At 67.8% G+C, this 14,820-nt stretch carries 8 protein-coding genes; 1 reads left to right on the top strand and 7 read right to left on the bottom strand.

Annotation, left to right across the window (positions count from 1 at the left end):
- The first annotated feature begins 7 nt into the window (after window positions 1-7).
- On the top strand, window positions 8-208 hold the full coding sequence (locus tag NJ1_RS19700; RefSeq protein ID WP_067696377.1) for a DUF5988 family protein: 201 nt from the start codon (window positions 8-10) through the stop codon (window positions 206-208).
- On the opposite strand, the gene NJ1_RS19695 is transcribed toward NJ1_RS19700, so the two are convergent.
- The 7 genes from NJ1_RS19695 to dprE1 form a co-directional block, all read right to left on the bottom strand.
- The gene (locus tag NJ1_RS19695) at window positions 209-979 is read right to left on the bottom strand and encodes an alpha/beta fold hydrolase (RefSeq protein WP_067696374.1); all 771 of its coding nucleotides are present in this window, start codon (window positions 977-979) and stop codon (window positions 209-211) included.
- Between the two features lie 180 nt (window positions 980-1,159).
- A complete protein-coding gene (locus NJ1_RS19690) occupies window positions 1,160-4,489 on the bottom strand; it encodes an arabinosyltransferase domain-containing protein (RefSeq protein ID WP_084478521.1) in 3,330 nt (1,109 codons plus the stop codon).
- Between the two features lie 132 nt (window positions 4,490-4,621).
- Complete coding sequence (locus tag NJ1_RS19685; RefSeq protein WP_067696772.1) at window positions 4,622-7,876, bottom strand: arabinosyltransferase domain-containing protein; 3,255 nt, start codon at window positions 7,874-7,876, stop codon at window positions 4,622-4,624.
- 100 nt (window positions 7,877-7,976) lie between these two features.
- Window positions 7,977-9,779 carry a glycosyltransferase family protein gene (locus NJ1_RS19680; protein WP_067696770.1) on the bottom strand — a complete coding sequence of 601 codons (1,803 nt, stop codon included), beginning with the start codon at window positions 9,777-9,779 and terminating at the stop codon, window positions 7,977-7,979.
- 279 nt (window positions 9,780-10,058) lie between these two features.
- Window positions 10,059-12,068 (bottom strand): galactan 5-O-arabinofuranosyltransferase, encoded by a 2,010-nt coding sequence (locus NJ1_RS19675; protein ID WP_084478519.1) that lies wholly within the window; start codon window positions 12,066-12,068, stop codon window positions 10,059-10,061.
- A gap of 496 nt (window positions 12,069-12,564) precedes the next feature.
- Window positions 12,565-13,326: a decaprenylphospho-beta-D-erythro-pentofuranosid-2-ulose 2-reductase gene (dprE2, locus tag NJ1_RS19670; protein ID WP_067696371.1), complete on the bottom strand. Its 762-nt coding sequence runs from the start codon at window positions 13,324-13,326 to the stop codon at window positions 12,565-12,567.
- Entirely contained in the window at window positions 13,323-14,798 is a 1,476-nt protein-coding gene (gene dprE1, locus NJ1_RS19665; RefSeq protein WP_084478518.1) for a decaprenylphosphoryl-beta-D-ribose oxidase, read from the bottom strand. The genes dprE2 and dprE1 overlap by 4 nt, the downstream gene beginning before the upstream one ends.
- Window positions 14,799-14,820 lie beyond the last annotated feature (22 nt).

Here is a 14,820-nt window from a genome sequence, read left to right as displayed (position 1 = left end):
TTCAGCTATGAGTAGCTCACCGAAGGCATTACTCGAAGGCGGTCCCGACGAGCTGAAGCAGCGGATCGTGACGATCACCCCGCCCGGCATAGAGCTGCGGGTGGCGTTCGGGGGCGGCTACGAGAGGTTCAAGGTGACACCACGCTGGGAGGACACCCCGGAGGGCAGCCTTCCGGTCTACGAGTGGGTCTCCCACGTAGACGCGTGATCAGGCCGGTGCGGCGCGGCGGATGGGCTGTCGCGTCGGCACCGGATCCTTGCTGAGGAAGTCCGAGACCAGGCCGTAGACCTCGCTGGGCTTCTCCATGACCAGAAGATGTGACGTGCCGGGCACGACGGCCAGCTCGGAGTCGGGAACGGCGCGATAGAGCGCGATCGTGTGCTCCAGCGTCACCGCGTCGTCGTCCCCGGACATGACGAGCGTGCGCGCGCGGACCGCGCGCAGCTCCGACTCGGTGAGACTCGGCTGAGTGCGGCCCATGTCGGCCACCTTCCGCGCGAGCACCGGGAAGTGCTCCTCCCCGTCCGGCGACACCTCGCCGTGGCGTGCGCCCAGGTAGCGAATGGTGTCCTCGGCGGTGAGCTCGTCCAGGATGCTCGGCAGCACGCCGTCGTGATGAAAGTTGCCGCTGATCATGACGATTCGGCGCACCAGATCAGGGCGCTTCAGCGCGACCAGCAGCGCCACGTTCGCGCCGTCGCTGTGCCCGACCAGGTGCGCGGGCTCGCCGACCACCTTCTCCAGGAACGCGATGGTGTCCTGCGCCATGTCCTCGTACGACAGCGGACCTTCCACATCGGGGGTGTGCCCGTGCCCGCGGCGATCCGTGCGGTACAGCCGGAACCGCCCGACCAGGGTCTCCATCGCGGGTGCGAACATCCGGGAATCGACCAGTCCGCCGTGCAGCAACACCACTGATTCGCCGTCACCGTGTACGTCGTACCAGGTAGCCACATCGCCGAGCTGAACGTTTGCCATGGCCCCATTCTCCCGGTCGTGGCCCGGCGATCTCACAACGGGTGCCCGGTCGCGGTGAATCACCCGCGACCCGGATACGGGAACAGCCGCCCGGATCGCGTTCGGAGACGCGATCCGGGCGGCTGTTCGTCGAGGAAATCGATCAGCTCCTCGGGTGAATCGATCAGCGCGGTCGGCGGATCAGAACACCCGCAGCTTGCCCGGTGACCAGAACCCCGAGCGGGTCTCGGTGCCGGTCTGGATCTCGGCCGCCTTGGCCGGGTAGTACTGCTCGTACTGCTCCAGCGAGCCCCAGTCCCGCGCCCAGTCGTCCTTCAGGTAGGTCGGGATGGTCTTGGACTCGGCGAGCATCTCGGTGAATCCGAGCGGTCCGCCGTTCTCGCCCGCCTGCCAGGTGTTGGTGGAGCTGATGGCCAGCGGACGGTCCGGCAGGATGCGGTAGTTCGGCACCTCGGCCACGCCGTAGCGGTGGTCGAACGGCCGCTGGCACGGGAACTGCAGGCCCACGGCCCAGTCCTCGAGGATCGGCTGTTCGGACCCCAGGAAGGTGTTGATCGTCTGCAGCTTCGGCACCCGCGGCGGGGTGAACGCCAGCCACTGATCACCGATCAGGATCGGATCGTTGGCCACGATGCGCACCGCGTTCACGTCCGAGGGGACCGCGTCCATCGGCACCCGCAGGTTTCGCCACGACGGGGCCGGGCCGACGTCGCGCGGTTCGTAGAACGACTTCAGTTCGGTGACGGAGCCGTCCGGGTTCTGATGGCCGTACTGCACCAGCAGCGACTGGCCGTAGGTCATATTGCCGGTGTCGTCGTGCGACATGACGCGTCCGGCCGCCGAGATCACGATGAGCGGCGAATCGTCCGAGCGGGCCGGCAGGGCGTACCAGCTGGAGGTCAGGTTGGCGGGCTGCTGCACGCCGTCCTGGTAGCTGCCCATGATCGGGGTGGTGGCCGGGTCGAGGCCGAACGGCAGCGCGACGGTGCTGCCGTTGACGCCCTCGGCGCCCTGCCCGCCGCCGGTGCCCGCGCTCTGGCCCTTCTCGAAGGCCGGGCCGACGGTCTGGGTGGAGGTGTTGCCGGTGCCCGGCTTCACCTCGACGCTGTCCGCGTCCAGTTTGTCGGGAACTCCGTTGGGGGAGAAGCCGATCGGTCCGCCGCCCGCGAGCGGGTCGTCGTTCTTGGGCGGGTTGGCCGGATCGATGATCGGCCTCAGGTTGCCGCCGTTCGGATTCGCCTCCACGAGAACGTCATTGGCCAGGCCGCACGAATTGCCGCCCAGCGCGTCGAAATTGGAGCGGGCCAGCGAGTACGCCGGGTACTGCGTCGCCGCGCCCTTGGCCAGCGACAGCACCTCGAACAGCACCATGAAGGCCGCGATCACGGTCAGCGGGATGGCCGCGAACTTGCGAATCCGCTTGCCGCGCTGGGTCTTCCCGTTCTCCATCGGCTTGGCATAGCCCTCGCGCAGCGACTGCCAGGCGACCACCGCCAGCGCCAGCCCGAACAGGACCAGCATCAGGGTGTTGGACTGGTAGCCGTGCAGCGAGACCCGCTTGTCGTACCAGGGCACACCGTAGCTGGACACGTACCAGTAGCCGTTGATGCCCGAGAACGAGAGCGCCAGCAGGAACAGCAGTCCGGCCAGGAACACCGAGCGGTTCTTGCGCGAGCGCAGCGCCGTCGCCGACACCGCGACCGCGGTGACCGCCGCCAGCGCACCCGCGATACCGGCGTAAGCGCCGAAGTGGTGCGTCCACTTGGTCGGGTTGAACATCATGAAGAAGATGGTTCCGAAGACCACGCCCATCAGCCGCCACGTCGGGCCCGAGGCGATGCCCGGCACCCGCCGCCTGCGCAGCAGCACCAGCAGGGTGGTGATCAGGCACAGGATCATCAGCAGGAAGGCGAAGCGGCGCGCGAGCGAGCCGTCCACGGTCTCCACGAACAGGTAGTAGTAGCGCAGGTAGTCCTCGTACCAGGCCAGGTTCGGGCCGACGGCCTGGCGCACCCGGTTGGCCTCCATGATCCCGGCGAAGGTCTGATCACCGAAAACGACCACCAGCACCAGGAATCCGGCCGCGGCTATCGGCGCCAGGAGTGCGAGGTCACCGAACTGCTTGCGCCGACGCACCACGATCGCGACCAGCGGCCGGATTCCGGCGAGCAGCGCCGCCACACACATCAGACCGGTGGGCGCGGCGGCCAGCGTGAACGCCGCGACCAGGACCGCGACGGCGGCGGGCAGCAATCGTGAAGTGGCGATGGCCCTTTCGATCGACACCCAGGTCAGCAGCGCGCCGAGCGCGACGATCGGCTCCGAGCGCAGGCCGTTGTTGTAGGGCATCCAGAACGCGAGGAACACCAGACCGCCGGTGATCAGCGCGACCTTGGAGGTCGCCACACCGCGTCCGAGCCGGGGCACCACCTCTCGGCTGATCACCATCCAGCACAGAATTCCGCAGAGCAGCGCGGGAATTCGCACCCACGGGCTCGCGGTGGAGATCTCCGCGAAGGCCTGGATGACGTAGTAGTACCAGCCGAACGGCGCCTCCGGGACGCCGAACCATCGGAAATAGTTGGCCATGTAGCCGGCGTGCGGGGCGACCCGCACCATGCTCATGATGTAGCCGTCGTCGGAGGTGTTCGCGCCGATGAAGTGCCACAGCACCAGTGCGCCGATGACGCCGCCGTCGGTCCAGGTCGGCTTCAGCCAGTGCGCCGGGAAGATGCGCCGGTGCCCGCGTCCGTCGCTGGTGTCGAGCGTGGCGAGCGCGCCCATGGCCAGCAGGGTCAGCAGCACCGCGGCGACGATCGCCACCATCTTGTAGACCGAGGGCGAGGAGGAGAATCGCGAATCCACCGTCATGTGGAACGAGAGACCCTGCGGCACCTCACCTTTCATATCGGTGAAGACGCCGACCACCTGCGGGCGCAGATCGCCGTCGAGCTTGCCGTCGACCGGCACCACGACGGTTTCCTTGCCGCCGTCGGCCCGCGTGCGCTCGACGGTGCGGGTCAGACCCTCGAAGGTGGCGGAGGTCTTGTCGATGTCGGAGGTGATCACGATGGCCGAGCACTGGCTCATCTCCGACCGCGCGGCCGTGGCCACCACCGCGTTGCGATCCAGGACGTCTACGTTCTCGCCCGACACGCGAACGAACATGGATTCGAGGTCCGCGCCCTTGCCGCGCGGCGGCGCGGTTGCCAGCAGGATGCCCCCGCGCGGGTCCAGTTGCTCCACCGCCGTACACGGAATGCTGATGCTCAGATCCAGTGGCACCTGGGACATCAGCGGCGCCTGCACATTGCCGAGCGTCCCGTCCTGCGGCCAGTTGACCACCGCGGTGGTCTGCTCCACCGGAAGGAACGGCGTCGTCAGCGCGAACAGCGCACCGAGCAGACCAGCGACGATCGCTATCAGCTTCGCGACTCGATAATCGCCCGGCGTGGCCGGGTCGGTGGCCGGTGGATTCGGCTTGGTCAGGACAGCGGAGGCGTCGGGCACGGTTGCTGATCGTAGCTTCCCGGACCGATAGTGGCCCTGTTCACTCTCGTGCGAGACAGGTTGTCCCCTCTCGGGCCGAAGACACGCGTGTCACACTCGCGCGGACGCGCCGATGCGACACGCGTGCAGCATTCATCGGGCGCGAATCGGAGCGTCCTTCGCCAGCCCCGAACGAGTGTCGACGGTGACGCTCAACTCGGCCGGTTTCGCATCGGGCGCATACGGAGTGAACTGCTCGAGCGAGCCCCAGTCCCGCGCCCAGTCGTGGTTCAGATAGGACGGGATGGTGGCGGACTTCAGCAGCAGTCCGGTCCAGCCGAGCGGTCCGCCGCCGATATCGTCCTGCCAGGCATTGGAGGCGTCCGCGCCGACGCGGTCCGGCAGGATGCGCCACATCGGTACCTCGGCGACGCCGTCGTGGTGATCGAACGGGCGCTGGCACGGGAAGGCCAGCCCGACATGCCAGTCCTCCAGGACCGGATCGGTATGTCCGACAAGGGAATCGAGTGACTGCAGCTTCGGCACGCGGGGCGGGGTGACCGCCAGCCACTGCTTGGGCGTGATGTCGGCGTCATTGGCGACCAGGCGAACGGCGTTGGCCCCCACCGGAATCTGGTCCAGCGGCACACGCAGATTGCGCCACGACGGATTCGGGCCGATATCGATGGGCCGGATGCGTCCGACGCTGTCGTCGGCGACCTTGCCGTCGGCGTCGCGGGTGCCGTACTCCAGGAACAGATCCTGGCCGTAGGTCTCCACGCCGTCCTTGGTGAAGGAGCGAATGCGTCCGGCGGCGGTCACCACCAGCACCTTGTAGGCCGAATCCGTGCGCACCGCGGAGTCGAAGCGGTACCACTCGGTGGTGAGGGTGGAGACCTTCTGCTCCCCGGAGCTGTAGCTGCCCAGGATGGGGGTGGCGGCCGGGTCCAGGCCGAACGGCAGCGCGACGGTGCTGCCGTTGATTCCGGTGGCATCGCGGGTGCCGCCGCCGGTGCCCGCTCCGGTGGTGTTGGTGGTCTTGTTGTCGGAATCCTTGGTGACCGAGTTCGCACCGCCGGTGACGGTCTCCTCCGCGTCCGCGGTGAGGTCGGTGGCGACGCCGTCGGGGGTGAATCCGGTGTTCTGCGCGGCCAATCCGTCCGCGTCCGAGCCGCTCCACGGGTGCAGCAGCGATCCCTTCGTATTCGTCTCCACCAGTACGTCATTGGCGAGCGCGCACGAATCACCGGTCAGCGAGCGCAGGTTCGACGCCGCGATGGAGTAGGCCGGGTACTGGGTGACCGCCGCCTTGGCGAGCGAGAGCACCTCGAACAACACCAGCACCGCCGCCGCGATGGTGAGCGGCATGGTCGCGAATTTGTCGAACTTGCGGGTCTCGGGCTTGCGATAGGGCTCCCGGTAGTGCTGCCACAGCGCGAAGAGCAGGCTCAGGATCGCCAGGCCCAGGAACAGTGTGGAGAAACCCTTTCCGGCGACCAGGGGAGCCTTGTCGAACCACGGCACGCCGTAGGAGGACACGTACCACCAGCCGTTGGACCCGGTGAAGGTCATCGCGAGCAGGAAGAACACGGCCGCGGTGAACAGGGTGCGATTGCGGGGGGAGCGAATTCCCTTCGCGCCCACCGCGACCGCGGCCAGCGCCGCCACCGATCCGGCCAGTCCGGCGTACACGCCGAAGTGATGCGTCCACTTGGTGGGCGTGAACATCATCAGGAACAGCGACATGAAGATGATGCCCAGAATCCGGGCCGACGGCCCGCGTGAGGTGCCCGGAATGCGGCCGTTCTTGCGCAGCATCACCGCGAAGCAGACGGCCAGGCACAGCAGCATGGCCAGGATGCCGAACCGGCGCGCGAGCGACCCGTCGGGGGAGAGCATGAGCAGCGAGTCCCAGCGGGTGCGCTCGTCGAACCAGGCCACGTTCGGGCCGATGAGCGTGCGAACCCGGGTGGCCTCCAGCACCGAGGCGATGGTCTGATCGGCGAAAACGACCACCAGGACCAGGGTTCCGGCCGCGATGCCGGGTGCCAGGAGCGCGCCGTACCGCAGCAGCGCCGAGCCCCGGGACCCATCGCCCCTGCCGCGCTCGAGGATGGCCAGGACCACCGGTCGCGATCCGGCGATCAGCGCGGCGATGCAGATCAGGCCGGTCGGGCCGGCCGCCAGCGAGAAGCCCGCGATCAGCACCGCGACGGCCGCGGGCAGCAAACGCCTTGTGGCAATGGCGCGTTCGATGGAGCACCAGGTCAGCAACGCGCCCGCGGCGATGATCGGTTCCGGGCGCAGGCCGTTGTCGTACGGCATCCACGCGGCCAGGAACACCAGGCCCGCGGTCCAGACGGCCACCTTGTCGCGCCGCACCCGAGCGCCGAGCCGCGGCAGCACCTCGCGACTGATCACCAGCCAGCACACGATGCCCGCCAGCAGGGACGGCAGACGCATCCACGGGCTGGCATCGCTGATCCGGGTCATCCAGACCAGGACCTCGTACGGCCAGCCGAACGGGGCCTCGGCCACACCGAACCAGCGGTAGTAGTTGGCCATGTACCCGGATTCCTTGGAGGCCCGGGCCATATTGAGGATGTAGCCGTCGTCGGAGGTGTTCGCGCCGATGAAATGCCAGAGGACCAGCGTGCCCAGCACGGTGACGTCGGCCAGGCTGAATCGCCACCAGTGCGCGGGCAGGAAGCGCCGGGCCCGGCGGCGGTCGCCGGTGTCGAGCAGATGCAGGGCGTACAACGCGATCAGCGTGAACACCACCGCGCCGATGATGGCGGCCTGCTTCATCCAGCTCGGGCTCGAGGTGAAGCGCGCGTCGATGTCCGCGACCGCGACCGCGCCGCGCAACTGCTCCCGCGTCAGATCGGTGAACATCCCGACCACCTGCGGCCGGGTGTCACCGCCGACCTTGTTCGCGAACGGCGTCCCGTCCTTGCGCGCGGCGCCGGTGATCTCGACGTTCGTCGCGGTGGCGTCGGAGTGCAGGCTCAGCGATCCGCCGTCCCGGATCTCCGAGATCGGTACGGACAGCAGCGGAATCAGCCGCAGCAGCACCGACACCGTCCTGCCCAGCTCCGGTTCCTCGCTGACCTTGATCACCAGGCCCTTGTTCGCCGCCTGCCCCGAAGCCACCGGGACGGTCGAGAACAAGGTGCCGTCCGGAGCGTCACGCAGCAGCTCGTACGGCAGGTTCACATCGAGGTTCAACGGGACGTAGGACACCAGTGGTGCCTCGACATTGGCGGAATCCCCCTGCGGCCAACTCAGCGTCGGCCGGTCCTGCCGCACGGGCAGAACAGGAGTCAGCACCGCCAGCAGGATTCCGAGAATCCCGGAGATCAGGGCGACGAGTCGGATACGAGGGAACGCTCGGGTGTCTTCGCGCACGAGCACCGATGCTATAGACCGTCCGGATCGGTTCGCCCGCACGGGAGCGTTCTCCGCGACCATGTCCGCGGCCGCGCCGGCGGTTCCCGGTGGTCCTGGGTCAGACGAGGGCGCGGACGTCCCACAGCCAGACGCCGTCCACCTGCTTGGCCTCGATGCCCAGGAGTTGATCCATGGTGAGGCGCAGGACGTCGGCATTGTCGGTGGGCGGCAGCACGACCACATCGGCCCGCCAGTAGCGCAGATCCTCGAGGGCCTGGGCGCGGGCGGCCTCGTCGACGACCGGCACCCGGTTGGACTGCTGGGCGCGGATCAGGAGGCTGGCGGTGGGGCGGTCGTCGGGACCGTAGCGGCCCTTCTTCTCGGTACCGGTGGGGCCGACGAAATAGCCTCCGGCGAGCGGGAAGTCGAAGTCGGCGTCGGCCTGCCAGCGCAGGGCGCGCGCGTCGGGCGGAGACGGCGGCGGCGCGATCACCACGGAGCCGTCCGAAACGTACTGGCGCACAGTGCCGTCCGCGAAGAAAGCGGGTGTGGGGGCGCGCTGCACCACCGGCAGGATGGTGGGGGTGAGCGGCAGCAGGGCCAGGATCAGCGCGCCGAACCAGGCCAGCGGCCGCCAGTCGGTCGCCGATTCACGCCAATACTCGAGGGCGCGTTGGGTTGCCACCGCGAGCATGACGCCGATGGCCGGAATGGCGGCCATCGTGAAACGCGATTCCAGCACCGAATTGAGCAGCGGTACCTGCTCGAACCACTTCCACGGCAGCGCGAAACCGCTGTCGTGGCGGCCGAACATGAGCGTCGCGCCCAGCGACAGCACGGTGAATCCCACGATGACGGTCACCGCGGCCCGCACCACGCGCTCGCGCCACATGAGTACGGCAGTGACGGTGAGCAGGATCAGCAGCGGCCAGCCGAAGTACGAATTCTCCTCGGTGGCATTGATGCTCACGTTCTGCTGATGCGAGAACACGCCGCCGAGCGATTCGGACGGGAACTGGTACAGCGATTTGAAGTCGTTGCCCATCGGACCGTGATCGATGGAGCGGTAGGACTGCGGGCCGAAGAACTGCCACCAGAGCGGAATCTCGGTGAGCGCCACCGTGATCAGCGCCGCCAGCAGCACGGTCGGGGTGATGGCGCGCAGGGCGCGCACACCGGCGCGCGGGGAGTGCAGGTAGTAGACGAGCGCGAAGACGCCGAAGGCGAGCGCGAAGATGAGGAGCGGCTCCTCGCCCAGCGCGATCTGCAGCGCCACCAGCAGGCCCAGCACGAACGCGTCCCGCAGCCGGCGGGCCTTGCGGGCCTCGGCCGGGGCGTTCGCGCGCCGGGCCAGCTTGATGATCTGCAGCGCGATCAGCGGAAGCAGGGCCAGTACGACGAAATTCGGGTGCGCGTTGGCGTGCGAGATCATCGCCGGTGCGAAGCCGCAGAACAATCCGCCCACGGCCGCAGCGGTTTTGGAGGTCACCAGTTCCCGGGAGAACAGCCAGTACCAGGCGAAGGCGGTGCCGAACAGGCCGAGCGTGAGCACCAGCACGAAGGTGACGGTGGGTCCGAACAGCAGCGTGACCGGTGTGAGCGGTACGCCGACGCCGAACATGGCGGTATTGGCCATCATGTTCACGCCGTCGGGATAGTTCTGCAGCACGGTGCCCAGCGGATTCTGCAGGTTCGCGATCCGGTGCGCGGTGACGGCGAAGAACCACTCCCACATGGTCTGGTCCTGGCCGCTCTTGATCAGGTAGCCCCGATCGGTGTGCAGCCATTGCCCGGACAGCACCAGCACCGCGAGCGACAGATACCCGGTCGCGACGAGCAGGTCGGCGCGAGCCAGGCGGATGCGCCGGGCGACCCGCGCGGGGCGGGTCGGCGTGGGGGGAGCGGACGTTCCGGAGTCCACAGCCGGTGCGGTGCGGTCGAGAACCGCGACCGCCGATCCGTCTTCGTTTGTCCGGTTGGTTGCCCACCCCAGTGCCACGCGCAAACTCCTGCCTTCACAATCAGGCGCTCACGCTACCGGTAAGGACTGAGAGTGCGCTGGCAAGTGCGAGAGCTATCCACGGAAACGCCGATTTATCCCCGGAATCGGCGGCTTTTTCGGGGATAAAGTGACCCTTGTCTCGTTCTCCGATAACGATTTCCGGCGAGGCGATTTGTATGTGACCTGGGACACAACGGATCAGCGGCGCACCACAAGGGTGAACGGCCCGAAATCGGTAACCCGGAAGTGTTCGCTCTCGAACAGTGCTGCCGGGAAACTCACCGTGTACCGCTTCACATTCGGATCGTTCGGGTAGACATCCTCCGCCAGGCGCAGCGTGTATTCGTTTCCGGAGCGGCGGAACAGGAACGCGTCGGGGGCCCGCCACACGCAGTGATTCAGTGCGTCCTGCAATTCCTGTGGCGACTTCAGCTGTGACCAGCGCTTGATCTCGGCGGCGCGTGCCGGGAAATCCGCGAGCGGATTGGCGTAATGCGAAGTGAGGGCCTGGAATCCGAAGTACGGGTAGATGGACAGGAAACTCATGTCCGCGGTCAGCACCACGCTCTCGTCGCGCCGACGGCCGGTCTGCTCCAGCAGGGCCGCGTCGATCGCGGCGTAGTGCGAGACCGCCGAGGGCGGGCGCTTGTCCGCGCGAACGCCGCTGCCGTCGGTGTCGGTGTACGCGGTGGTGATCTCCGAGGCCAGCACGTGCGGAATCTGCTGGCTGAAGGCCACCGCGCCCAGCACCGCGACCACGGCGGCGGCGGGGCGGAATCGGTCAGGTTCGCCGAGCGCCTGATAGATCGCCCGTGCACCCTCCACGAAGCCGAAGGATCCGGCCGCCGCCAGCAGCGCGAGCAGGATCGGGTCGAGCCGGAACGAGAGCAGCGTGGTCCCGGCCGCCGTGGCCAGCATCGACAGCAGGCACCACAGGTAGACCGCCAGCACGCCGATGCCGAGCGCCTGCGCCCGCCGCGAACTGCCCGCCCGCACCACCAGCCAGATCGTCCCGAGCAGGCAGAACATGCCGAGCGGATCGAAATCGAGCATGGGCAGCGGCAGTCGCGAACCGGATTCGGGCAGGTAGTGGAACGCGCTCCCGGACGCGAAGTTCGCCTTCCCGCTCACGAACTTCAGCAGGAAGGGCAGCCACACGGTCAGCGCCAGCAGGCCCGCGACCGCGCCCATGGCGATCAGCCGAACCAGAATCGGCCATACCGCTCGCCACACGGTCGGGACCGACTCGCGTGCGCGGCGAGCCGCACTGCGGCCGCGCAGTGCCAACCCGAGCGCGATCACGGCCATCACGCAGACGGTGAAGACGACGACGGCGAAGTACAGCGTGTAGAACGTGGCCGCCAGGCCCAGGAACAGGCCCGCGCCGATCACCGCACCCCAGCCGCCGGCGGTCGACGGGTCCGGCTCGGCGGGCCGGTACAGCGCGCCCCAGGCCAGCAGCAGGGCCGGGCCGAGCAGCAGTACGAGCGGCGCGCTGTACGCCTCGGGCGAGCCGTAGGCGAGCACCACCGCCGTGGTGGCCGCGGTCACCGCGACCGCCCATTCGGCGCGAACCAGCCTGGACCACAACACGAGTGCGATGACCGCGGCCACCGCGAGCCCGATGATGGCGAACGGCTTGAACGCCTCCCACCCGGCCATCCCGGTGAGGTTGGCGAAGCGTCCGCCGAGCCAGAACCAGCCGCCCGGATAGAACGGCGGAATCTCGGCGTAGTTCATATCCCGCAGTGCCGCACTGTCGGTCAGCCGCGTCAGGTACTGCGTGCGGAACTCCTGATCCACCGAGAGCCCGAACAGATACAGCTTGGTGGCGGCCAGCGGCATGCCGAGCGTGACGGTGACGAAGGCCGAAAGTCCGGCCCAGGACAGCACTTTGGCCAGCAGCGGGCGGCGGTGTGCGCGAATCAGCACGATGGCGATCACCAGCACGGCGATCGCGGCCACCTGCCCGGCGGTGGTCAGCGCGCGGGTCACATTCGAGGAGTTGAACGCCGGCCACTGCACCCGCGCGAAGGCGAGCAGGCCCACCCCGGCCACCCCGGATGCGACGACGGCCGCCAGGATCGCTTCGCCGAGGGCACTGCCCGCCGGCCGGGCGAGTCTCGCGACGCGGCCCGGCGAGTCGGGTGCGGGGTTCGGGGCGGGCGCGGGATTCGCCGGGGCCGTCTCCGGTGCGGTGCTGCTCATCGGCCCGCCCCGTTCACATCCGGCGCGTCCACGCCGTATGCAGCCAGCTGCTCGATGTTTCGCACTCCGCCTCCGGATTCTCGGTCACCGTGCCCGGCGCCCCACTGGACGCCGCGCGTCAGCCTACTTACGTTGTATGTGCGATGTCGCCACGTCATCCCCGTGCGATGTCGCCCGTCATTCCGGTTCGACGTCGTCACGTCATGCCGGTTCGATGTCGCCCTGTCATCCTGGCGCGCAACTTGGTCCCGGTGTGACGTAGCCCCGTCATCGCGGCGCGCTTTCGGCCGGGATCCACACCGCGGCCGCTCGACGAACAGGGTGGGTCGCGGCTGAAAGCATGCCGGAACGACGGTTGGTGAATGCTCACGCAAGATGGTCGGCGAGTTCGCTCGAACGGTTGACGAGATCGCGTAAGACGGTTGATGAGCGCACACAAATGGAACTGCCGCACCTGCGAATGCGGGTGCGGCAGTTCCGAGTTCGCGGGCAGACCCTAGATGGGCAGCTTGCGGAAGATGGGGCGCGGGACGTGGCGCAGGATCATCATGACGTACCGGAAAGTGCCCGGGGCCCAGACGATTTCCTTGCCCTTCTGCGAGGCGGCCACCGCGAGGACGGCCACGTCCTCCTTGTTCACGGTGAGCCCGTTCTCCTTGGCGTGCGCCGAGAGCTTGGTGCGCACCATGCCGGGGCGGATGACGGTGACGCGCGGGCCGAACTTGGCCAGCGCCTCGCCGAGGCCCAGGTAGAAGCCGTCGAGTCCGGCCTTGGTGGAGCCGTACACGAAGTTGAAGCGCCGCACACGCTCACCGGCGACCGAGGACATGGCCAGAATGCGGCCGAAGCCCTGCGCCTTCATCTTCGCGCCCAGCAGCACGCCGACGGACACCGCGGCGGTGTAGTTGATCTGGACCATGGTGACGGCCTTGCGCTGGTCCTGCCAGAACACCTCGCCGTCGCCGTCGATGCCGAACGCGACCACGGCCACGTCGACGTCACCGCTCGCCCACGCGGTGTCGATGACGGCCGGGTGACTGTCGGTGTCGAGCGCGTCGAAGTCGATGACCTGCACCTCGCTCGCGCCGGCGTCCTTCATCTGGCGCTCGGCGTCCTCGCGCAGCGGGTCGCCGGGCAGCGCCGCCAGGATGATACGGGCGGGCCCCTTCTTCAGGTACTCCGAGACGATCGCCAGACCGATCTCCGAGGTACCGCCGAGAAGCAGAATGGACTGCGGATTCCCTACCGCATTGATCACTGAAGCTCCAGCCTTCGCGCCATATCGGACATGAAAACGCCTGTGGGGTCCACGGATCGGCGAATCTTGATCCACTCGTCGATGCGGGGATACATCTTGTGGAAGGACTCCGCGGTGGTGCGGGAATCCTTCGCGGTGTACAGCCGGCCGCCGAATTCCAGGACCCGCTTGTCGAGATCGGAGACGAGCTCGTTGAGCCCCGCACGAATCGGGAAGTCTACGCAGATGTTCCAGCCGGGCATCGGGAAGCTCAGCGGCGCCGCATTGCCCTGGCCGAACAGCTTGAAGACGTTCAGCGCCGAAATGTGCCCGGATGCCTGAATGTCGATGATGATCTTCTTGAATTCCTCGACCGCTTCGGTCGGCACCACGAACTGGTACTGCAGGAATCCGGCCGGACCGTAGGCGCGATTCCACTCCGAGATCATGTCGAGCGGGTGGTAGAACTGCGTCAGGTTCTGCACCTTGCCGGTGTAGTTACCGCCCATGGCGTAGTACGCCTCGCCGACCGCGCCCAGGGTGAGCCGGTTCGCGGTGAAGCTCGGGAAGATGTTCGGCACCGTGAGCAGTTGCGGCGCATCGAACTTCAGCGGATTCTTCTGCTTCTTCGCCGGCAGCTCGTCGACCTTCGCCAGCCGGCCGCGAGTGATGCACGCGCGCCCCAGCTTCGGCTGCGGGTTCATCACGTCGAACCACGCGCTCGAGTACGTGTAGTTCGCCTCGCTGCCGTCGCTGTGCGCCGCGATGGTCTCGTCCAGCGTGGTGGTCTTCACGCCGTCGTTGATGAAGTACGCGGACTCCGTCGGGATCATCTCGATGGTCGCGCGCAGGATGATGCCGGTCAGCCCGTTGCCGCCGACGGTCGCCCAGAACAGCTTGGCGTTCTTCTTCGGCCCGATGGTCTGCACCTTGCCGTCCGCGGTGAGCAGATCGACGGACCGGACGTGATTACCGAAAGAACCCTCGCTGTGATGGTTCTTGCCGTGAATATCGGAGGCGATGGCGCCGCCGATGGTGACCTGACGCGTCCCGGGTAGCACCGGAACCCACAGCCCGAACGGCAGCGCCGCCTTCATCAGCTGATCCAGGCTGACGCCGCCGTCCACGTCGACCATGCGCGAGTCGCGGTCGATGCGGTGGACGCGGTTCAGCGCGGTCATGTCGACGACGAGCCCGCCGGAGTTCTGCGCGTGGTCACCGTAGGAGCGGCCGAGGCCGCGCGCGATGACGCCGCGTCGCAGATGCGCGGGCTTCGAGTCGTTGTCCTCCGCGACCATGGCGACCGCACGGGCGATGAGCTCCGGGTCACTGGTCGAGAGAACTTCGGCGGTGGTGGGTGCGGTGCGACCCCAACCGGTCAGAGTGCGAGTCCGCGTCGGAAGGGCGAACGAGCCGCCGTTCGACGCTGTGTCCGCACCGTCGCTCGCCGAGATATCGGCGGCGGCCGTGGTGGTCTGAGCTTTCGTGGACATCGGGATAGAGGCTACAGGCATA

The sequence above is a fragment of the Nocardia jejuensis NBRC 103114 genome (assembly GCF_001613145.1).
GTDB lineage: Bacteria > Actinomycetota > Actinomycetes > Mycobacteriales > Mycobacteriaceae > Nocardia > Nocardia jejuensis.
Note: the sequence above shows the minus strand (reverse complement) of the source record. Positions and strands in the feature narration are given on the sequence as shown.

Coding starts and splice junctions, on each gene's coding strand:
- NJ1_RS19700 (WP_067696377.1), top strand. CDS start 8: ATGAGTAGCTCACCGAAGGCATTACTCGAAGGCGGTCCCGACGAGCTG.
- NJ1_RS19695 (WP_067696374.1), bottom strand. CDS start 979: ATGGCAAACGTTCAGCTCGGCGATGTGGCTACCTGGTACGACGTACAC.
- NJ1_RS19675 (WP_084478519.1), bottom strand. CDS start 12,068: ATGAGCAGCACCGCACCGGAGACGGCCCCGGCGAATCCCGCGCCCGCC.
- dprE1 (WP_084478518.1), bottom strand. CDS start 14,798: ATGTCCACGAAAGCTCAGACCACCACGGCCGCCGCCGATATCTCGGCG.